Annotated in this window: 19 protein-coding genes and 1 tRNA gene; 13 read left to right on the top strand and 7 right to left on the bottom strand. The window is 59.1% G+C overall.

Annotated features, from left to right (window positions below; translation table 11 throughout):
• Positions 1–48: 48 nt before the first annotated feature.
• Positions 49–139, top strand: a tRNA-Ser gene (locus NH398_RS03140).
• A 265-nt stretch (positions 140–404) separates the two neighbouring features.
• Here NH398_RS03140 and NH398_RS03135 read toward each other — a convergent pair.
• Positions 405–1,292, bottom strand: a complete 888-nt coding sequence (locus NH398_RS03135) for a LysR substrate-binding domain-containing protein (protein ID WP_159342153.1) — start codon at positions 1,290–1,292, stop codon at positions 405–407.
• Between the two features lie 129 nt (positions 1,293–1,421).
• Between NH398_RS03135 and NH398_RS03130 the strand changes: the two genes are divergently transcribed.
• Positions 1,422–3,017, top strand: coding sequence for an NADH-quinone oxidoreductase subunit L (locus NH398_RS03130; RefSeq protein WP_253016414.1), 1,596 nt, complete (start codon positions 1,422–1,424; stop codon positions 3,015–3,017).
• On the top strand, positions 3,014–5,395 hold the full coding sequence (locus NH398_RS03125; RefSeq protein WP_253016412.1) for a putative inorganic carbon transporter subunit DabA: 2,382 nt from the start codon (positions 3,014–3,016) through the stop codon (positions 5,393–5,395). The genes NH398_RS03130 and NH398_RS03125 overlap by 4 nt, the downstream gene beginning before the upstream one ends.
• On the opposite strand, the gene NH398_RS03120 is transcribed toward NH398_RS03125, so the two are convergent.
• The 3 genes from NH398_RS03120 to NH398_RS03110 are packed head-to-tail and all read right to left on the bottom strand — an operon-like array spanning position 5,377 to position 9,661.
• A complete protein-coding gene (locus NH398_RS03120; protein WP_253016410.1) occupies positions 5,377–6,525 on the bottom strand; it encodes a lipocalin-like domain-containing protein in 1,149 nt (382 codons plus the stop codon). The genes NH398_RS03125 and NH398_RS03120 overlap by 19 nt on opposite strands.
• Complete coding sequence (locus NH398_RS03115; protein WP_253016408.1) at positions 6,522–8,999, bottom strand: ABC transporter permease; 2,478 nt, start codon at positions 8,997–8,999, stop codon at positions 6,522–6,524. The genes NH398_RS03120 and NH398_RS03115 overlap by 4 nt, the downstream gene beginning before the upstream one ends.
• On the bottom strand, positions 8,996–9,661 hold the full coding sequence (locus NH398_RS03110; protein WP_253016406.1) for an ABC transporter ATP-binding protein: 666 nt from the start codon (positions 9,659–9,661) through the stop codon (positions 8,996–8,998). The genes NH398_RS03115 and NH398_RS03110 overlap by 4 nt, the downstream gene beginning before the upstream one ends.
• Before the next feature lie 129 nt (positions 9,662–9,790).
• Between NH398_RS03110 and NH398_RS03105 the strand changes: the two genes are divergently transcribed.
• From NH398_RS03105 to NH398_RS03090, 4 genes are all read left to right on the top strand, one after another.
• Positions 9,791–9,976: a hypothetical protein gene (locus NH398_RS03105; RefSeq protein ID WP_159342161.1), complete on the top strand. Its 186-nt coding sequence runs from the start codon at positions 9,791–9,793 to the stop codon at positions 9,974–9,976.
• An 81-nt stretch (positions 9,977–10,057) separates the two neighbouring features.
• Positions 10,058–11,092, top strand: coding sequence for a hydrolase (locus NH398_RS03100; protein WP_253016404.1), 1,035 nt, complete (start codon positions 10,058–10,060; stop codon positions 11,090–11,092).
• A 20-nt stretch (positions 11,093–11,112) separates the two neighbouring features.
• The gene (locus tag NH398_RS03095) at positions 11,113–12,114 is read left to right on the top strand and encodes an aldo/keto reductase (protein WP_253016402.1); all 1,002 of its coding nucleotides are present in this window, start codon (positions 11,113–11,115) and stop codon (positions 12,112–12,114) included.
• A 103-nt stretch (positions 12,115–12,217) separates the two neighbouring features.
• The gene (locus NH398_RS03090; protein WP_167520877.1) at positions 12,218–12,388 is read left to right on the top strand and encodes a hypothetical protein; all 171 of its coding nucleotides are present in this window, start codon (positions 12,218–12,220) and stop codon (positions 12,386–12,388) included.
• Between the two features lie 90 nt (positions 12,389–12,478).
• Here the strand turns inward: NH398_RS03090 and NH398_RS03085 are convergent, their stop codons facing one another.
• Positions 12,479–13,255: a dienelactone hydrolase family protein gene (locus NH398_RS03085; RefSeq protein ID WP_159342166.1), complete on the bottom strand. Its 777-nt coding sequence runs from the start codon at positions 13,253–13,255 to the stop codon at positions 12,479–12,481.
• A gap of 159 nt (positions 13,256–13,414) precedes the next feature.
• Here NH398_RS03085 and NH398_RS03080 point away from each other — a divergent pair, with 159 nt between their 5' ends.
• The 5 genes from NH398_RS03080 (at position 13,415) to NH398_RS03060 (ending at position 15,616) form a co-directional block, all read left to right on the top strand.
• Positions 13,415–14,095, top strand: a complete 681-nt coding sequence (locus NH398_RS03080) for a Bax inhibitor-1/YccA family protein (protein WP_159342168.1) — start codon at positions 13,415–13,417, stop codon at positions 14,093–14,095.
• A gap of 96 nt (positions 14,096–14,191) precedes the next feature.
• Positions 14,192–14,581 (top strand): sulfurtransferase complex subunit TusD, encoded by a 390-nt coding sequence (tusD, locus tag NH398_RS03075; protein WP_159342170.1) that lies wholly within the window; start codon positions 14,192–14,194, stop codon positions 14,579–14,581.
• Between the two features lie 12 nt (positions 14,582–14,593).
• On the top strand, positions 14,594–14,959 hold the full coding sequence (locus tag NH398_RS03070) for a DsrE family protein (RefSeq protein ID WP_253016401.1): 366 nt from the start codon (positions 14,594–14,596) through the stop codon (positions 14,957–14,959).
• A gap of 12 nt (positions 14,960–14,971) precedes the next feature.
• Positions 14,972–15,262, top strand: a complete 291-nt coding sequence (gene tusB / locus NH398_RS03065) for a sulfurtransferase complex subunit TusB (RefSeq protein ID WP_159342172.1) — start codon at positions 14,972–14,974, stop codon at positions 15,260–15,262.
• Between the two features lie 3 nt (positions 15,263–15,265).
• Positions 15,266–15,616, top strand: coding sequence for a TusE/DsrC/DsvC family sulfur relay protein (locus tag NH398_RS03060; RefSeq protein ID WP_253016399.1), 351 nt, complete (start codon positions 15,266–15,268; stop codon positions 15,614–15,616).
• A 15-nt stretch (positions 15,617–15,631) separates the two neighbouring features.
• Here NH398_RS03060 and NH398_RS03055 read toward each other — a convergent pair whose 3' ends face one another.
• On the bottom strand, positions 15,632–16,264 hold the full coding sequence (locus tag NH398_RS03055) for an XRE family transcriptional regulator (RefSeq protein WP_016913860.1): 633 nt from the start codon (positions 16,262–16,264) through the stop codon (positions 15,632–15,634).
• Positions 16,265–16,333: 69 nt separating this feature from the next.
• Positions 16,334–17,275 (bottom strand): histone deacetylase family protein, encoded by a 942-nt coding sequence (locus NH398_RS03050; protein ID WP_253016397.1) that lies wholly within the window; start codon positions 17,273–17,275, stop codon positions 16,334–16,336.
• Between the two features lie 106 nt (positions 17,276–17,381).
• Here NH398_RS03050 and NH398_RS03045 point away from each other — a divergent pair, with 106 nt between their 5' ends.
• Complete coding sequence (locus tag NH398_RS03045) at positions 17,382–20,129, top strand: bifunctional acetate--CoA ligase family protein/GNAT family N-acetyltransferase (RefSeq protein WP_253016395.1); 2,748 nt, start codon at positions 17,382–17,384, stop codon at positions 20,127–20,129.
• Positions 20,130–20,145: the final 16 nt, after the last annotated feature.

The following is a 20,145-nucleotide window of genomic DNA, read 5'->3' as shown; positions in this document are numbered from 1 at the left end:
AGGCGTTGACTTACAAGGGGAAGCTGTTATTATACGCACCCATAAGCCGGAGGGATGGCAGAGCGGTTGAATGCACCGGTCTTGAAAACCGGCATAGGTTAATAGCCTATCCAGGGTTCGAATCCCTGTCCCTCCGCCACTTATCTCGAAAAGCCCCTGTAAATCAGGGGCTTTTTTCGTTTCTAGGCCCTGCGCTTCCTCCCTAGCAAGCCCTCTATAAAATGCACCGGTCTTTCACTGTGTCCAGATTGTGTCTGGGACTCCTGAACCAAAGAGCGCAGCAGCTCAAGGAAATGGGCCGCACGCTGACGGAGATAGACTTTCATTTCCATTTATTCCCGTGGTAGCAAGAGTCGACGTATAGGATGGGCCCCAAGGGCTTCGTTTAAAAGCGATAATCGCTGCTAATCCAACAACGACTCGCCCGTGCGGGTAAGCAGTGCTTTCAGGCTAGGCGACTCGAACCGACGCTGAATAGTAATGGCGTAGAACTCCTCCCACACGCCGGGCAGTGCGCCGTAATCTTTCAGCGTACCGTTATGCAGCTCGTCGCGCACGACGACCGGCGGCATGACGGCGATGTGCTGGGTATCCCGCGCCAGCAGACGCATCATGGCCATGTCGTCCACTTCGGCAGCGATCTTGGGCGTGAGGCGGTAGTGGCCGCATAGCTGATCGAAAGCGTGACGCGTGGCGTTTTCCACTCCGGGCAGAATGAAGGCGTGCCCGTTCAACGCGCTGGGAAATACCGGCGGTGGCGTGAGGTGCGGTGTTGCGATCAAACTCACCGGCTGGCGCGCCAAACGCTGTGAGCGCCAAGGATGCTCACTGTCTCCGCGAACGGGCTGGTTCGAGAGCACGACATCAAGCTTATGGGCTGACAAACGCCTTAGCAGGTCGTCCAGCCCGCCGCTTTGTAATATCAAATCCAGATCGTCTCGGCCTAGCAGCGGCCGCACGAACCCCTCCTGAAAGTTTCGCGACAGCGTGGCGACGGCACCTACACGCACCACCTCGCGGTGGGCGTGGCCACCTTCGGCAAACAGTGCGCTAAGCTCCTCGCCTTGGGTGAAAATGGCTTCTGCGTAGTCGAACGCGAGCCTGCCCGCTTCAGAAAGATGCAGCTGACGCCCCTCACGGATGAACAGCGCCTGGCCCAGGCGCTCCTCCAACTGACGAATTTGTTGCGAAAGCGACGACTGCGACACGTGCAGCGCCTCGGCCGTGCGGGTCAGGTGGCCCGATTTTGCCACCTGCCAAAAGTAGTAAAGATGGTGGTAGTTAAGCTTCATGGCAGCGTCGTCTCGGTAGCGATTGGGCTCTTCGTTCTGTTTTAGTGAACGTTTTATCAGATATAAACTATTTTTTATATGGTGGCGAGAACGGCATAGTCCTTGGCATACGACCAAGGGAGAACGGTTATGCCACATGTCATCGAGATCGCAGTGTTGTCACTGCTGGCGCTCTGGTTATTGATTCCGGTATCGCTGCTGGTAATGGCGGGTGCCAGCGCTCGCGCCAGCTCGCCCGCATCGCTTCAGCGCGCGTGGAAAGTCGGCCGCGTACTCACCGCCAGTGCGCTAACGGCCAGCCTGGCCGTAGGCGGCCTGCTGGTGCTGGATGCGCTGGGTTTGCCCACCGGCCTGCCTGAAGCGGCTCAGCCGCTGGGGCTATACCCCGATGGTTTGGCCGTGTGGATGGCACTGCTCATCAGTTTATTAGGCACCGTCTTGCTGCGCTTTGCCGAAGGGTACTTGCAAGGTGACCGTGGTGAACGTCGCTTTTTACCCTGGTGCTTGGTCGTACTCGCCAGTGTCATGCTGCTGGTGTTCACCCACCACTTGGTCGTCATGCTGATCGCATGGGTGGGCGTGAGCGTGGCGCTCCATCATCTTTTGACGCTCTACCCCGAGCGTGTCGAAGCCCAGCGGGCGGCGTGGCAGAAATTCGTCGTAAGCCGCATTGGCGATGCCGCCTTAATCGCAGCAGTGGCGCTGCTGTATGCCCGTTTTGGCACGTTCGAACTCCCCGAACTGTTCGCAGCAGCGGCGGTGGCAAGCGGTGGCTGGCAATTGGAAGCCGCCTCGGTGGCGCTGGCAGTGGCGGCGCTGTGCAAGTGTGCCCAGGTGCCGATGCATGGCTGGCTGATTAAAGTGATGGAAGCGCCCACGCCGGTGTCTGCGCTGCTGCATGCTGGCGTGATCAACCTGGGTGGTTTCGTGTGGCTGCGCCTGTTTCCGGTCTTCGATGGCTTGACGTTGGGGCACTACCTGCTGATTGCCGTCGGCGGCTTTACGGCACTCGTGGCGGTGATGACGATGCTCACGCAAACGTCCGTCAAACACGCTCTGGCGTGGTCTACCTGTGCGCAAATGGGCTTCATGCTGTTTGAAATCGGCGTGGGCGCTTATACGCTGGCGCTGGCGCATTTGTTGGCGCACTCGCTCTACAAAGCGCACTCGTTCCTGGCGTCTGGCCGCACCGTTCGCGCGGCACGCTGCGAACGCTTGCCACTGGCCCCGCTGCGTCAGCGCCTCTCCCTTGCGCTACCCGCAGCAGCGTTGGCCGCGGTGCTGCTGGCTATCTTCCCGGTACTGGTGAGCCACAATCCACTGTTAGGCGTGCTGTTGAGCTTGGCGGTTGGCAGTACGCTGCTAGGCATGCCGGTGGGCACGGCTAAACCCAAGCGTGTGGCGCTATTCGCCATGGCGCTGGCACTGGTACCGCTGTATGCCTTGCTGCACAGCGTGTTGGCGCCTGCGTTGCCGAGTGCGTACGCGCCTCTGACCCTCACAGCGGCCTTGTTGGGTACCTTGATGTTGGCAAGCCTCGTGCTCGCTGCCGGTGCCGTAACGCTCTTCCCTCAGGCAAGCTGTGTGGCGCGCTGGCGCGTTCACTTTAGCCAAGGCCTGTATCTGGCGCTGCCGTTCCAACGCGCGGTGGATGCGGTGGCACCCATTCGCCCCTGGTCGCGCCCAGCCTCCTTGGCGCCTGGTTTGAAAGGAGAGTGGTCATGAATCAGTCACCGGTGTCAGAAACCGCGACGTCTTCCGCCCAGCAAACGGCCCCTTACCATGATGCGGTAACACGAGCGACCGATGCCATCGCCCCGGTATGGCCGCTGGATCAGTGGATTGCGGTCAACCCGTGGTGGGGAGTGAAGCATCAGCCTATCGAGCGGGTAAGCCACGCACTGACCTGTCGCGCCGGGCAGCCGATGACCATGCCTGCCGAGTTCTATCGTCATGCCTGGGAAACGGGCCGAATCACGCGGCAAGATGTGCAGCAGGCGCTACGTCAGGGCGGATACGCCTACAGTGAGCAGAGCGTGATCGGTTATTTGACAGCGCCCCCGAAAGTGACCGCTTCGCTGCATAGCGCCTGGGCTCGTCTGGAGGGCCATACCGGGTTCGATCCGCTCGCGGAGAGTTGCGCCAGCTACTTCGATCAGCATCAGCAGCGCTGGTCGACGCCTGCAGGAGAGTCGCTGTATCACTACTGGAAAAGTATGGCGCAGCACGATCTACGCTGGCCTAAGGCCCTGCGCCAAGCGATACACTCGCTGCCCGATGAGCCGAAGGCTGCAATCGAGCAGGTGGCGGTGGACTGGGCGCTTACGCCGGAAGCCTTCGAAGTGTTGACCCATACGCTCTTGCTGAGGGTGAATGGCTGGGCATCCTGGTGTCAGGGCATGGGTTGGCACAGCGCCCATCAGCAGGAGGCGGCCGGTATTCACCAACTGGCAGCGATGGCGCTGGCCTGGGAGTGGCTTGGTGTCAATCAACTCACCAGTACTCAGCAGAGTGAATGGCTTGCCCAATGGCAAGCCGATGAGGCGTCCACGCCTACCCAGCATGAAGCGCTGTGGTGCTGGCAGCACGCGTACGAGCTGGGCTATCAGCGGGCATTGGCGGCTTCGTTGGCAGCTCCAAGTACGACGCACACCACCACACCCGACGTTCAAGCAGCGTTTTGTATCGACGTTCGCTCCGAGCGCTTCCGTCGTCATTTAGAACACGCTGCTCCTACGGTCACCACCCTGGGCGTGGCGGGATTTTTCGCCATGCCGGTAGCCGATGCGGCCACGGGGCCAGAGCGTGCTCAGCCCCGCGTGCCCGGTTTGTTGAAACCGACCTATCGCGTGGGCTCACCAGATCCGACAACCCGGGGCGTGCAGCGCTATCAAAAAGAGAGCCAACGGCAAAGCGTACGCCACGCCAAGTACGCGCCGCTCTCCACCTTTACACTGGTCGAGACCACCGGCATTGCCTGGGGCTGGAAGTTGATCAAAGACAGCCTGCGTAAGTCGGCATCGGTGCCGCAATGCGAGGCGCCTGCCGGATTGTTCCACACCTACGACGGTGAGCCGATTGCCCGCCATGAAAAGGTGGCGTTGGCCAAGAACCTGCTCACGCTGTTGGGCAACCCGAGCGCGTCGCTATTGGTGCTGGTGGGTCACGATTCACAAAGTGACAATAATCCGCACCATGCCGGGCTCACCTGCGGTGCCTGCGGCGGGCAGGGCGGTGGTATGAACGCCCGGGTCGCGGCTGCGCTATTGAACGACCGAGACGTTCAGCAATCGTTGCAGCAGGCGGGCGTCGCGCTGCCCACCCCGTTCTTTGCGCTGGCGGCAACGCATTGCACGCTGACCGATCGGGTGCATGTTTACCGGGATGATCAAATGCCCAAGGCGCTGGAAAGCGCGTTGACCGCTTTCGAGAACGGCGCGCAGCGCGCTGGAGAGGCGACTCGGTTAGAGCGCGCATCTGATTTGGGCGTCAAAAGTGAGAGCGCGATCGATCGTTTGAAGGCCTTGGCCATGCGCGGTGCAGACTGGTCTCAGCCGCGGCCAGAATGGGGATTGGTCAATAACGCTGCGCTGGTGTTAGCCCCTAGGTCGCGCACGCAAGGCAAAGCGCTGGATGGCCGGGTCTTCCTGCATGAGTACCACCCTGACCAAGATCCGGAAGGCAGCGTGCTGGAAGGGTTGATGATGGCGCCGATGCTGGTCGCCAGCTGGATCAATCTGCAGTATTACGCATCCACCGTGGTGCCAGGACTTTACGGCGCGGGCAACAAGCTGCTGCACTCGGTCGTGGGAGGCCATGTAGGCGTCATTGAAGGTAACTCTCCTCAACTCCGCATTGGGTTACCGGAGCAGTCGCTGCGCGATGGCGACAAGCTTCATCACGAGCCGCTGCGTTTGACCGTGGTGATCGACGCACCCAGAGAGCGCATCGAGGCGATCATCGAGCGTCAGCCGGTGGTAGCGGATTTGATTCACCATCGTTGGCTGTGGCTGACGCGGCTGGGGGAAAGTGGTTTGGAGCGCTATTCACCCGAAGGGTGGCAGCCCATCCTAGAGGAGTACGATCAGTCGTTTACCTCGTAGCCGGTCATTTCGAGATAGCCCACCCCCAGAGCCTCTTGTGTGGCGGTGTCTCGCACCGTCACGTCGCCTTCCCAGTAGGGCACGGTGGTGGGCATCCAGCGATTAGGGTGGCGGGCCTCGATGGTGAGGTCCAAGCCCGCGTCAGGCAGCGTTAGCTGCCACGTGGTTGGAATATCCCGCCGTGCCACGCGCTGAATCTCAAGGGGTGTCAGGACAACGCCGTCGGTCCCTCGTTGCTGGGTCGTGCCCCGTGCGTCCATGAGGTGGGTGAACAGGTAGTCCCCGTCCTCACCGCCGCCACGCAGCCGATACGCCATCAGCTTGCGTCCGTCGTTCAAATGCAGTGAAAACCAGTCCCAGCCGGTCTGCTCGGCGGTCAGCAGTTGGCTGCTCCACTCTCGGTCTAGCCAGCCCCTTCCCGTCACGGCTTTTTGCTCGCCGTGGAGCGTGACGCTTCCTTCGATACGTAAATAGGGCTGTGAGTAGTAGCGCGATCCCTGGCCTTGAACGGTTTTTGCGTTGAAACCATTGTCGCCGTGCCACACCAGTGGCCCGTCTGCGGTCAGAGAAAGTTCGTAGCCAAAGCGCTCCTTGCCGTCACCACTGTAGGCGCGAAGGGTGAACCGTTCAAAATTGTCGCTACCGGGGCTTTGAAGGTCCCAATCGTCGATCCACGCATGAAAGGGGGAGGCCGTGACCCCCGCTTGCCCTGGGGGCTGCTGGCTGTGGCTACGGGCAAACCGCTCGGCCGCAAGGTGAGTTTCCCCTTGCGAGAGCCCTAAGTGCGCCATCCATACCTGGTCGCTGGCCCAGGGAGCAGGTGCTGGGCGCTCATCCGGTGGCATGAGCGCTTGACGAAACAGCGTCCATTGAAGCCCCAGCGGCTGGCCAGCACTGTCTTCCAGGTTGGCAGTGAGGTACCACCACTCGATGCGGTAATCGGGATGGGGGCCGTGATCGGTTGGAAAGGTTAGCGGCACGTCGGCGCTGGCCTGGGCGTAGCCCTCCGCCTGTGCTCCTAGCCAAGCGAAGCCCTCTTGCGATGGCGTAGTGCGTGGCTCGTCGCTGCATCCCGTTAAGATGCCGACTAGCCACCCGACGAGCATGGCGCGTTTCGCGTATCGCTTCATGTGTTTCCCTCACTCAGCAAAGCGCTTGGCCTGCTGCGCCACAGCCGCCAGCAAGGCAGAGCGGCTGCCAACAGGGCGACACCGACGGCGGTGATCATTAGGGTGGCGATCTCGCTGGGAAACAGCTGAAGCGGTAACCGCCAACCAAACGCTGCCACGTTGATGACGGCGACCAGCAGCCAGGTAATCGCGATGCCTAGCGGCAGGGCAAACAGCCCGGTTAACAAGGCGAGTCCACCGAGCTGGATCAGCGGAAGAGCGACCAGCGTTTTGCGTGGCACCCCCAGCGCCCAGAGCGTGGCGAGGTGGCGTTGGCGCTGCTGGGCTTGGGCTAATAGCGTGGTCAGCAGAGCCAAGGCAGCCACGCCCAGAGTGAGGCCGTTCAGGGCGCGCGTGATGCTAAACGTGCGCTCGAAGATGGTCGTCGCTACCTGTTTGACCTCTTGCTGATCGACCAGCGCGTCACTGGAAAGGTTGAACCTCTCCATGAGCAGACGACGAAACAGGGCGACGTCGGCGCCTTCTCGCAAAGCGACGCCCACGGTGGCCAACTCGCCTCCATAGCGTTGGGTCAGCGTGTCGACGGTCATGACGATCTGCGGTTGGGGATTTCCGTAGTCGGGGTAGATCGCAGCGATGGTGGCTTCTTGGCTGCCCTGTGGACGAACGAGCGTCAGGGTGTCGCCGGGGGTGAGATCGTGTGCGAACGCCATCTGCTCGTTGATGAAGACACCGTCGCGTGTGAGCGCCTGCCACGCGGTGGTGTTGCCGCTTTGGGTCTCTGAGAGAGGCCAGTGCTCGGTGAGGCGCGGCACAGGCTGAATGCCGAAAAGCGGGATGCTGCCCGGTGGTAAGTATTGGCTGCCCGATGCTCTGCGAACATTCACTACCTCGGTACTGCCTCTCGCGGTGGGTAACAGCGCCAGCACGCTCTCTTGGTCGCGTAGCCAGTCGTTGAGAGGCCCCAGAGTAGCCGGGGCCGCGTTGATGTAGAGTGGCGCACTCAGCCGCTGGTCCAGCCACTCCAGGAAGGTCAGCCGAAAGCCACCGACCATACTGCTCACGCCAAGATTCGTTGCGAGGGCAATGAGCAGCGCCATCATCGCCAGTGATAGGCGAGGAAGCTGTAGCTGCATATCCGCCACCGCCCACTGTAGCAGCGCCACGCGGCGAAAGACGGCCTGCAAACCGCGTAAGATGGCATCGAGCAACGGGGGTAAACAGAGCGCACAGGTGAGCAGCAGCGCAGCGACGAGCGCGAAACTCAGCATCAAACCACTGCCGGTGGGGAGCCTGCTAAGCCACAGTGCCAACCCAAGCGTCGATAGCGCCGCTACCCCGCCCGCGATTCGCATGCCACGTAGCTGGCGCTGATAGGCACTGCGCCAGGCATGGGCATGCCCTAACGCGAGGACGTCGAGAGTTGCGGCGCGCCATAGCGTGCCACTCGCGGCCAGCAATAACCCTCCTAACGTTATGGCAACGCTCCCCAGCCAGTAGTGCCACGGTAAGCTCAGCGCGTGTTGTACCTCGGCGCGATAGAGCGAACTGAGCGTGCTGGCAACGTCTGGTAGGAATTTGCTCGCCAGCCACAGCCCACTGACCACGCCGGCGGCAGCCCCTAAGCCACCCAATATCAATAGCTCTATCAACATGGCCAGGGTGAGGCTGGTGGCCGGTACGCCCAGGGCACGAAGCGTGCGCATGGTCGACAATCGCTGCTCCATGGCCAAGCCCAGGGCGGCCTGCACGATGAACAAGCCTACGACCAGCGAGAGAAACGCCAGTGCGGTGAGATTGAGGTGGAAACTGTCGGTCAACTGCTCGGGGGATGCCACACTGGCGGCCCGGGTCATCCGATAGCCGTTGGGCGGTCGCTCGATGGCATCGGGTTCGGTCACCAAGCGTAGCGTCGTTTGTTCCCCCATGAGCGCAGAGAGGGCGGCAATATCCATCACAAGCGTATCGGGCGGCAAGTCACTGCGCAGTTGAATCGGCGGCAGGGTGTAATCGCCAAGGGTGGGCCTCGTACCAGGGCCATCACCACGATTCAGCCCGAGGGAGGGCAACGTATCCGGGGCGAGCTGTGTTCGCCAAGGGGGTGTGATGAAGTCGATGAGCGAGCCGCTGCCTTCACCCGTGGGCAGCGTGAGGGGGTCGATACCCAGCAGCGTCAGCGATACTCCTTCATGGGATATCGTGGCTTCCAACAGTGGGGAGACGGGTAGCCCAGCCCGGCGCAGAGCCAGGTAGTCATCCATGCGTAGCGGCTGACCATCCAAGCGGTCGAGCTGGTCGGTATCGGCGCTGAAGAGAGCGTTAGCGCGGGCATAACTTTCCTTTGCCGTGGCGTTAATCGCTTGAACGCTGCTCCATAGGGCGCTGGCGACCCACAGCCCCACCAGCAGCATCGCCAGTTGCGCAGGGTGGCGCGTGTAGTGGCTGAGTAGCGTGAGGAGGGCGCGTCCGATCATGAATGGGGATCCTGTAACTGCCCCCGGTGCAGGCGTAAAGTACGGTCAAGCGGAGCGGCAACGCGGGCGCTGTGCGTCACCATGAGCAGCGCACAGCGGGTTTCTTTGACCAGAGAGAGCAGCAACGTCAGGACGCCATCGGCGGTTTGCTCGTCTAAATTTCCGGTCGGTTCATCCGCCAGCAGTAACGCTGGGCGAACGGCGAGGGCCCGTCCGATCGACAGCCGCTGCTGCTGGCCGCCGGAGAGCTGTTCGGGGAAGTGCGCTTCCCTACCGGTTAGCCCTAATCTATCGATCAGATGGTGGCTCCACGCGGGGTCCTCCCTGCCCGCCAGCCGTGCTTGCAGGCGTAGGTTATCGGCCACATTCAGGCTAGGCACCAGATGAAACTGCTGAAAGACTAATCCTAACTGCTGTCGCCGCACCCGGGCGCGCTCGGCTTCGTTGAGCTGGGAGAGAGGTTGGTCGTTGATGATGACTTGACCGGTATCCGGGGTATCCAATCCGGCGGCTAAATGCAGCAAGGTCGATTTGCCGCTACCGGATTCGCCCATCAATGCCAGGCTGCTGCCAGGAGTGAGAGTGACGCTCACGCCATCGAGTACCTGAAGTTTGCCCTGTGGCGTGTGAAAGGCTTTGCTAAGCTGGTGCAGGGCAAGCATTGGCGTCTCCTGAGCGTGGCTAGGCCTCACTATAGCAAAATCAACCAGCAGAGAGGCATCCCCACGCCTGACGGGGGCGATAACAGATGTGTTAACAACCTCCACCAAGCGGGCCAACGAGGAAAGCACATGGAAAGGATTTACGCGTGGGATCATCGACACGAGCAGGTGGTGTATCGCATTCCTGGGCATACTCACAAGGATGGTCGAGAAGATAGTGATCTCTCACCGGTCTGGTTGCCGGCATCGCCCGACGAGTTACCTGAGGGCGTAGCCATCGACGATTTGCGCAAGGTCGATGTGAAAGAGGAGTGAGAGGTGCAAGCGCCTCAGGCACTGCGTTTCGTTAAAAGTTTGCTAAGCTAGCCTGCGATTTTCTTGGCGGGTACTCTTGGCATGCGCTTTTCAGACGTCCCTTTTCGACCGACGCGTTGGTTGCCCGGTGGGCACTTGCAAACGCTCTTTAGCCCACTGTTTCGTGCGAAGCCCTCCCTTGAGCGTCAACGTGAGCGGCTGACGCTAGACGATGGCGACTTCATCGATGTGGATTGGTACGGCCCCAAGGGGGACACGACGCGTTGCGCCGTTTTACTGCATGGCCTGACGGGCAGTTCTAATTCACTCTACATCCTTGGCCAACAGCGGGCGCTGGCGGCGCAGGGGTGGCAGAGCGTGGCGGTCAACTGGCGGGGGTGTTCCGGCGAACCCAATCATCGGGCGCGGGGCTATCATTCCGGCGCCAGTGAAGACCTTGCAGATATTCTCAAGCAGCTTGCCTCGCGCTACCCGCACAAGCCCCTGGTGGCCGTGGGTTACTCCTTGGGTGGTAACGTACTGCTGAAATATCTCGGGGAGACGGGGCAACACAGCCCGCTGCAGGCAGCGGTCGCGGTGTCGGTGCCGTTTCGTTTGGATCACTGCGCCGACCGTATTAGTCAGGGGTTCTCGAAGGTGTATCAGGCGCGTTTTCTGCGTGACTTGCGCCACTATGTCGAATCCAAACAGCGCGCCTTTCAAGCACAGGGCCGTGCTGACGAGCTTGCGCGGCTGACGTCGCTGGAAACACTGGACGGTATGAAGTCGTTCTGGGATTTCGATGGGCGTGTCACGGCCCCTTTGCACGGCTTTGCCAATGCCGACGAGTATTACCAGCGCAGCAGTAGTGCTTTCTTCGTGCCCGCCATTCAGGTGCCAACGCTCATCGTCCATGCCAAGGACGACCCTTTTATTTACCCCCACAGCGTGCCAACAGCCGATGCGTTACCGGACTGCGTGACGCTGGAGCTTTGGGAAAGCGGCGGGCATGTCGGGTTTATCGAAGGCGCTCCCTGGCGGCCCCGCTATTATCTCGAGCATCGTTTGCCCGCTTGGCTGGGCGAGCAGGTGACCCCGACGGCGTTGGCGCACCCCGCGCAGGCGATAGCGTCGTAATCATGGTTGAGAGGTGTTGTATGTCAGGGTTCTATGAACGTTTGAAGGAAGTCGACTCGCCGCGTATCGGTCTCGGCTGTATGAATTTATCCCATGGCTACGGACACGTCGTGCCCGAAGATGCGGGTATACGCGCGCTAAACGATGCCTTCGAGATGGGCTATCGCCATTTCGATACGGCCACGCTGTACGGAGGGACGGCGAATGAACGCTTGCTGGGCAAGGCGCTCGCTTCCAAGCGCCAGGCATTTTTACTGGCCAGTAAGTGCGGCATGGCCATGGACCCAGAGAGCGGCAAACGCGTGATCGACGGGCGCCCTGAGACCCTCAAGCGCCAGTGCGAAGAGAGTCTTACGCGCCTGAAGACCGATCATCTGGATCTTTACTACCTGCACCGCATGGACCGTCAAGTTCCTATCCAGGAGAGCGTGGGAGCACTTGGGCGGCTGGTAGAGGAGGGCAAGGTGCGTGCCGTGGGCCTATCAGAAATTTCGGCCGATACCCTGCGTCAGGCGCATGCCGAGTACCCGATTGCGGCTGTGCAGTCGGAATACTCGCTATGGACGCGCAATCCCGAAATTGCCCTTAGTCAAGCATGCCAAGCGTTAGGAACGGCACTGGTCGCGTTTAGCCCGCTCGGGCGCGGCTTTCTGTCCGGTGCGATTCATGCCGCTACTGCGTTTGCAGAGGGGGACATGCGAGCGGGAATGCCGCGCTTCCAGAGTGAAAACCTTCGCCATAACCTGACGCTGCTGGCGCAGTTCCGGTCGGTGGCGCAGCGTTTGGAGATCACGCCAGCCCAACTGGCGCTGGCGTGGGTAAAGGCGCAGGGCAGCCATGTGATTCCGATTCCCGGGACACGCTCCGCCGCGCATATGCGTGAAAATCTCCAGGCCGAGCAGGTCGTACTGAGCGCGCCGGACGTAGCCCTGCTGAACGATATGATGCGTCCCCATGAGGTGGCCGGTGCCCGCTACAATGAGGCCCAGCAGGCGGATATCGACACTGAGGAGTTCGTCTAGCAGGACAGGCCGTTTATTTTGAGCGCTGCGTTGCTTTCTGGTAGCCCTGCGCTACTATTCGAGACATTCAGGCGAGCGTTTCGCCTGTCAAAGGAACGTGATCATGTTAAAAGGTTTAATCATCTGTTTTGCGGTGCTGTTTGCTCAGTTGACCGTGCTGAACATCATCGATGCCCGGCTCTACAATGCTCAGGATGCTCGCCAAGTCACCTCGACGGTCGCCACCCCGCACAAAGATGAGGATGAGGACGACACCGAAGCCCCGCCACTGTAAGCGCTACGTGTCATAAAGGATGTGCCTGTGGGCAACGAAAAAGGGTAGCGTCGGCTACCCTTTTCGATACAGGCTCCGTCTGCCGTGTGGTTACAACATCTCTTCGAGCCACTGATTGAAAGTGGCCCAGGATTGCTCATCGGCACGCTGGTGGTAACGGTCGCTGCCAAAGACACTGAACGCGTGCGGCGCACCCGAATAGATGCCGACTTCATAAGTCACTCCCGCCGCTTCCAGCTCTTCTGCCAACGTCGCCACAGCGTCTAGGCTGACGGCCTCATCGGCACCGCCGTGAGCAATGAAGATGGGAGGTGTATCGCTGGAGTAGGACTGGCCTTCGGGTGTGTCCAGCCCGCCATGGAAGCTCGTATAGGCGGCAACGTCGCTGGCTTCCCCAGAACGAGCGATCTCTAACGCGACCGTCCCGCCAAAACAGTAGCCCATGATGACCGTCTCGGTAGCGGCTCCCGATGCTCGGGCTTGCTCCAGCCCAGCCAGCGTGAGCGTACGCATGCGGTCGCGGTCCTGGTAAAGCGCTTGCGTAGCGGCTTGCTTGTCTTCGACGGCTTGTGGGCGATTGCCTGCACCAAACAGGTCGACAGCAAACGCATCGTACCCTTGCTCTGCCAGCATATCGGCGCGCTGGCGCTCGTAGTCATCCACGCCGTCCCAATCGTGGACGATGATGACGCTGCCTTTGGCATTGTCGCCCCCGGAGACGAAGTAACCCTCGAAGCGCTCGCCGTTCACTTCGTAGGAAATATCGTCACCGCTGGGTGTGAAACCGTAAGCCGCCGTTGAAAGGGCTAGTGTAGAGAAGGTAAAAATACTCACACGAGAGAGTAAGGTAGGGATCTTATGATGCATGGCTCTGTCCAAGTCGTTGTGGAAGTTAAAGCATAGTCAACTTGTCTGTAGGAGGAGCACAAACGCATCTGGGGAACGTGGAAGACTAACACTTGCGTCTGGAACTAGGTAACGGCATGCTTGTCCGTTGATAGTATGACCACTAGGGAGCATAGATACATGGCTTTTAACGATTCGAATACGGCTAGAACGCAAGCTCACAGTACGGTGAGCGGTGTCAGTGCCAACAAAGTGTTACGTAATACTTACGCACTACTGGCCATGACGCTGCTATTTTCTGCCGTCACGGCTGGTGCGTCCGTGGCCATGGGTATCCAACAGATGAACATCTTCGTGTTCTTCATTGGGGCCTACGGTTTGATGTTCCTGGTCCACAAAACCGCTAACTCTGCTGCGGGCCTATTGGCCACGTTTGCCTTCACGGGCTTCATGGGATTCACCTTAGGCCCGATCATCTCGGCTTACCTGACGCTGCCTAACGGCGGGGCGCTGATTATGAACGCGCTGGCCATGACGGGTCTGACGTTCATCGGTCTGTCCGCAGTCGCGTTGACCACCAAGAAAGATTTCAGCTTCTTGAGCAACTTCTTGATGGCCGGTGCCATCGTACTGATTCTGGCTATGGTGGCGGGCATCTTCTTCAATATTCCCGCGCTGTCGCTGATGGTGTCGGCAGGCTTCGTGCTGTTTGCGTCTGCTGCGATTCTCTATCAAACGAGCGAAATCGTGCACCGTGCTGGCGAGACCAACTATATTCTTGCAACGGTGACGCTGTACGTTTCCATCTACAACCTGTTCGTCAGCCTGCTGTCTATCCTGGGCATCATGAGCAACGACTGATCGACATAAATCAGGTGGTCACTTGACGTGACATCCATGACAGACCCTACTTGGTAGGGTCTGTTTTTTTTCGCGGATTCAGCACGAGACGACGCTATGGAGTACGGCTTATTGGTGATGGGCGCACCTTATGCAAGTGCGGCCCCACACTCTGCGCTTCGTTTTGCCAAAGCGGTCATTAGCAGCGGCCACCAAGTGGCGGGGGTCTTCTTTTATCGAGAGGGCATCCATAATGCCTCTCAGTTAATGACGCCTCCTCAAGACGAGCTCAACATGCGAGAGGCCTGGGTCGCTCTGCACCAAGAGCATGGTGTGGCGCTGGATGTGTGCATTGCCGCGGCGCTGCGCCGTGGCGTGATGAGCGAGACCGAGGCCAAGCGCCATGGTCAAACGCACTTCAACCTGCAAGCGCCCTTCGAATTGACCGGCTTGGGGCAACTGCTGACACTTCAGCAGCGGTGCGACCGTTTGATCACGTTTGCTTAGGGAGCAATGCAGATGAGTCATGAACACGAGCGGCTGGTGATCATTCGTCATGCGCCGTATAGCTCCAATGCACTGCGAGAAGGGCTAGACGTTGCCCTGGTGGCTGCCGCGTTTGGCCAAGCGGTCAGTCTACTGTTTCTTGGTCAGGGCGTGCTGGCGCTGGTCAAAGAGCAAGCCGTTGGAGCGCCAGGGCAGAAAGCAACGCTACCGACCATCGATATGCTGGACATGTATGACATCGACCAGTTGCTAGTGCCGCAAAGTGCGCTGGAGACGTTGCATTTGCAGTTAGACCAGCTAGTGGATGGGGTAACGGTGATGGCCGACGAACGATTGCCCGAACTGATCCAACGCCACTCTTATGTCATGAATTTTTAAACGGGCAGCGACATGTTACATATTCTGAACAAGCCCCCACACAGCGAAGCGGCTGCGCAAATGCTCTCTACGGTAACGGAGGGCGATAGCATTCTGCTGATTGAAGATGGCGTTCAGGCGTTATTGTACGTCGATTGGCCAGGCTGGAATGCTAAGGCTGATGTGAACGTATGTGTGCTAAAAGAGGATGCCGTGGCGCGCGGCCTGAGCGAGGTGGTCTTCCGTCATCACGCAACGCTGGTGGATATGAAAGGCTTTGTCGAACTGACCGAGCAGCATACTAAGATCCTGTCGTGGTACTGATCAATGAGTGATGAAAGTTTATACCGTTATCTTGATTATGATGAAAAAATTAAACTCGATCCCGAAGGCTATCTAGTAAAGCAGGAGGACTGGAACAAGCACGTAGCCGATTTGTTAGCTAAGGATGAGGAGCTAACACTGACAGAGGAGCATTGGGAACTCATTCGCGTGGTGCGTGATTTTTATGCGCGTTATGAAATGGCACCCGCGATGCGGCCGCTCGTCAAAGCCACCAAACAGGCACTGGGCGAGGAAAAAGGGCGATCGGTCTACTTGATGCGCCTTTTCCCCGGCAGCCCGCCGAAGCGTTTAGCGAGGATTGCCGGGTTACCGAAACCGACGAACTGTTTATAGTCGGCCTCCGTCGCGTTAAACCAAATCCCCTCGGGTACACACCGAAAGCACGACAGCATCGTCTTGGCTGGTAGAGACTAGGGCGTGACCCATGTCACTATCGAAGTAGATGCTGTCGCCTTCGGCCAGTACCAGCGGCGCATAGAACTCTGTATAGAGCATGATGTCGCCGTGCAGCACCATCAAAAACTCTTCGCCATCGTGACGCACCCACTGATGATACTCATCAAAACTGCGTGCCCGCACGATGGTTTTGAACGGGATCATGCGTTTTTGAGCGAGCTGATGGCCCAGTAGCTCGTGTTCGTAGGTAGGGGTCGGGTGTAGCTGGCCTTTTCCTTTACGCGTGAGATCGCGGCGACCCATGGTGTAGCGTTCACGTTTGGGGGGTGTAAAGAGCTGGGGGAGGTCGATGTTGAGCCCGCTGATCAGTTTTTGCACCACGCTAAACGTCGGCGATACCTGGTCGTTCTCGATTTTAGAAAGCGTTGAGCGAGCAATGCCAGTACGCTGGCTGACATCTTCCAGCGTCCATTGGTTAGCCAAGCGAATTTGTTTGAGCCGCTCGCCCAAGCGTAACGGTTCGACAAAGGGTTTACGCCCTGACGCGATGCGCAGCGCTGCGTGCTCTTCAGAAGTAGCGGTCATAACGGTCACGTAAAATGGAGGGCAACATGGTGGCTGAATAGTACCACAGCTCCCTCCCTACCAGGGCCGCTAAGGCGCATTGGTGAAGGGCAGCCCCAAGAGGGCTTTCAGATGGGCCTCGGCACTGCTAGCCAGTGACGTTGGGTTGTAACCGCCTTCTAACACCGACACGACGCGGTTATCGGCGTAGAGTGCCGCAATTTCCATGGCAAGATGCGTCACCCAGTAGAAGTCTTCGTCTTCCAGGCAAATATCACCCATCGGATCGTCTTTGTGGGCGTCAAAGCCTGCTGACAGCATCACGAGATCAGGCTTGAAGGCGTGTAGCGCTGGCAGCCAGTGGCGCTCGATGATGCGTCGATACTCTTCACTGCCGGTACCGACCTCCAGCGGTGTATTCACTACGTTTTGCCACTCGCTGCGTAAGTACCGCCAGGGGTAAAACGGGTATTGAAAACTGGTGCAAATCAGCACGTCTGGATCGTTTTTGAAAATGTCGATGGTGCCATTGCATTGATGAACGTCGAAATCGAGAATGGCGATGCGCTTAGCGCCATATGTGGCTCTGGCGTGGGCGGCCCCCACGGCAATGTTGTTGTAAAAGCAGAAGCCCATGGCATCGGATGCTTCGGCATGATGGCCAGGGGGGCGCACTGCACAGAAAACATTGTCTGCCTGACGTTTGAATACCTGATCCACACCGCGAACGACGGCACCGGCAGCCACGCGGGCAGCCTTTAGGCTGTCGGGGTTCATCATGGTGTCGCTGTCTAGCGTTACGATCCCTTCGCTGGGTAAGCACTTTTCCAGTGCGTGGAGATGGCGCAGCGGATGGACTCTTGCCAGCGCTTCATCACACGCCTCTTTGGCATCCCCCTGCATGGTTTGTTGCAACAGCCCAGACAGTGACAGCCGCGCGCGAATGGCCTCCAGGCGCAGAGGGCTTTCGGGGTGCTCTGGCCCCATGTGGTGCAATGCGCAGTCGGGGTGGGTAAGGTAGGCAGTGATCATTCAAGCGCTCCGGTAACGTTAGAGCCACCTTAATCGCCCCGGGGGCTTGCGCGACAGTGTCAATAAGTCGTACACAGTAGTCATTCATGTCAGGGGAGACGCATCCGTGAGCACACGTTTTTTGCATCATTTTTTCGAACCTCGCTCGGTTGCAGTGTTCGGTGCCTCTGAAAAACCGGCGTCTCTAGGTGGCTTGGTCTTGAGCAATCTCCAAGAAGGCGGCTTTCGAGGCAAACTCTGGGCCGTGAACTTGAAGGGATACGTATCGGTATTCGGTGTGGACTGCGTGCGCACCGTAGACGAATTACCCGACATACCCGATCTCGCGGTGGTGTGTTCACCCATCGAAGGCGTCCCCAAGCTCATCAAAAAGCTCGGTAGGTATGGTGTGAAGGCCGCCTTGGTGCTCTCCGGAGGTGCCTACCTGGACCGAGAGGAGGGTAACAAAGGGTCGATTCGTCAGCGTATGCTCCAGGCCGCTCGTGAATCGGGGATTCGCGTGCTTGGGCCGGAGTGTATGGGGCTGATCGTGCCGGGTAAAAAGCTCAATGCCTCGTATGCGAGTCAGCCGGTCAAGGCGGGTCGCGTCGCGTATTTAGGCCAGTCGGGGATGCTGGCCAACGCGATGATCGACTGGGCTGCAGGCCGAGATGTGGGCTTCTCCCATTTGATTACCGTCGGGGACAGTGTGGATGTGCTGCTCCCTGATTTGATCGACTACGTGAATCAGTTTTCCCCTGCCCAAGCCATCTTGTTGCACTTAGAGCGAGTCACGGACGCCCAGCACTTCATGACGTCCGTACGGGATGCCTCCCGCAATCGCTTGGTCGTAGCGATCAAAAGCGGCCGCACGCCGCAGTCGGATATCTCCGGCATGCCCCCAACGCCAGGCATCGCTAACCGCGATGTCGTTTTCGATGCGGCCTTCGCCCGGGCGGGTGTCGTGCGGGTCAACGATTCAGATGAAATGCTCGATGCGCTGGAAACGCTATCCCGCATGAAGCCGCTGCGCGGCGACCGCTTGGCGATCGTTTCCAACGGCCTTGGGCCTGCCATGCTGGCTATCGATAAGTTGGTGAGCGCAGGAGGCAAACTAGCGGAATTTAGCCCGGAGACCCAGGCGGCGCTGCATAAAAGTCAGGTGGATATGAGTAAGCCGGGTGAGAACCCTGTGGACTTAGGCGGAAACGCAACGCCAGAGCGCTTTGTAGAGGCGCTGCAAATCGTCACCGCCGATCCTAACGTCGATGCCGTACTGGTCGTGCACGCCCCCACACGACTGGCGCCTTCCCAAGTCACGGCTCAGGCACTCATCGATCACCGCAAAACCTTCAAACGCAATTTACTCACCAGCTGGATGGGGTTGAAAGAGGCGCTCAATGCCCGCCATGTCTGCAACTTGGCCGGGATTCCCACCTACACCTCGCCCGAAAAAGCAGTGAAGGCGTTTATGCACATGGTGGATTACCAGCGCGTTCAGGCGCTGCTACACGAAATTCCGCCCAGCCTGCCGTTTTCTACCAGCCCGGACATTCGCGCTGAGTGTCGCGCGCTGATCAAACAGGCAAAAGAGCAGGGCAGGCAGACGCTGACGCACTCTGAAACGGCCCGAGTGCTGGAGGCCTACGGTATTCCCACTGCCACCAGTGCCTACGTGCACTCGCCCGAAGAAGCCTTGGTGGTCGCCGAACGCTTTCCTGGGCCAAAGGCGCTGAAAGTCGTTCACGAGGGAAACTGCCGGCCGTATCGCTACCGCAAGCATCCGCATAAGATTTCCGCTGGGCTGCTGCAAGACTTGGAAACACCGGAGCAAGTCGCTGAGGGCGTTCGGCGGTTGGGCGATAAAGTGCAGGAGAAGTTTCCCGAACATGCCATTCGTGAGTACTGCCTCCAGCCCATGCAGCGTGGCAAACACTCGATGCAAATTTGTGCAGGCATCACACGGGACCCCGTGTTTGGGCCGCTGATCGTGTTCGGTATTGGGGGCTACAAGGTCAACGTACTGGCAGACCGCCAGGTGGCGCTGCCGCCACTCAACATGAGCCTCGCCTCGGATGTGGTAGGCCGCACCCACGCGGCGTCGTTGATCCGCGAGCACTCGGCCGACCCCGAACGTGATATCCAGCATCTGTGCCAGTTATTGGTCAAACTTTCCCAGATGGCCTCGGATTTAACCGACCTTCGCGGCCTGGAGCTCAATCCCTTGCTGCTAAATCGCGATGGCATGTTGGCCGTGGATTTTGCCATGGACTTAGGACACCCCGCGCGTTTTGCGATCATGCCGTACCCAGAAGAGCTTCGACAGTGGGTGACGTTGAAAAATGGCTGGCAGGTAGAAGTGCGGCCCATTCGCGCAGAGGATGCGCCACTGATCACGACCTTTCACCGGCAGCTCTCAGAGGAGAGCATTCGGTTTCGCTACTTCCATAACAAGTCGAACCTTACCCAGCGCGACCTATCGATTCTGTCGCACATCAACTATGACCGTCAGATGGCCTTTATTGCCGAGCATCAGCACGATGATGGCAGTAAGGAAATGCTTGGCGTCGTGCGGGTGTGGAATGACCCTGACAATATCCGTACCGAGTTCTCGATCATCATTCGCGATGATTTGCAGGGCCTGGGGATCGGTAGCCTGCTGATGAAGAAGATGATCGATTACTGCACCAGCATCGGCACGCTCGAAATGATCGGCAAAATCATGGTGGATAACCACCCGATGCGGGCACTGATGAAGCATCTTGGCTTCCGATGCCGTTACAACATGGAAGAGCAGGTGATTGATGCCGTGCTACGGCTAAACGAACCCGACAGCGAGTGGCAGCGGCACCGCTTGGAGAGTCAGCCGGATTAACCCTGTTCAACACCAT

It is taken from the genome of Halomonas sp. CnH100-B (assembly GCF_024124605.1).
Taxonomy (GTDB): Bacteria; Pseudomonadota; Gammaproteobacteria; order Pseudomonadales; family Halomonadaceae; genus Vreelandella.
Note: the sequence above shows the minus strand (reverse complement) of the source record. Positions and strands in the feature narration are given on the sequence as shown.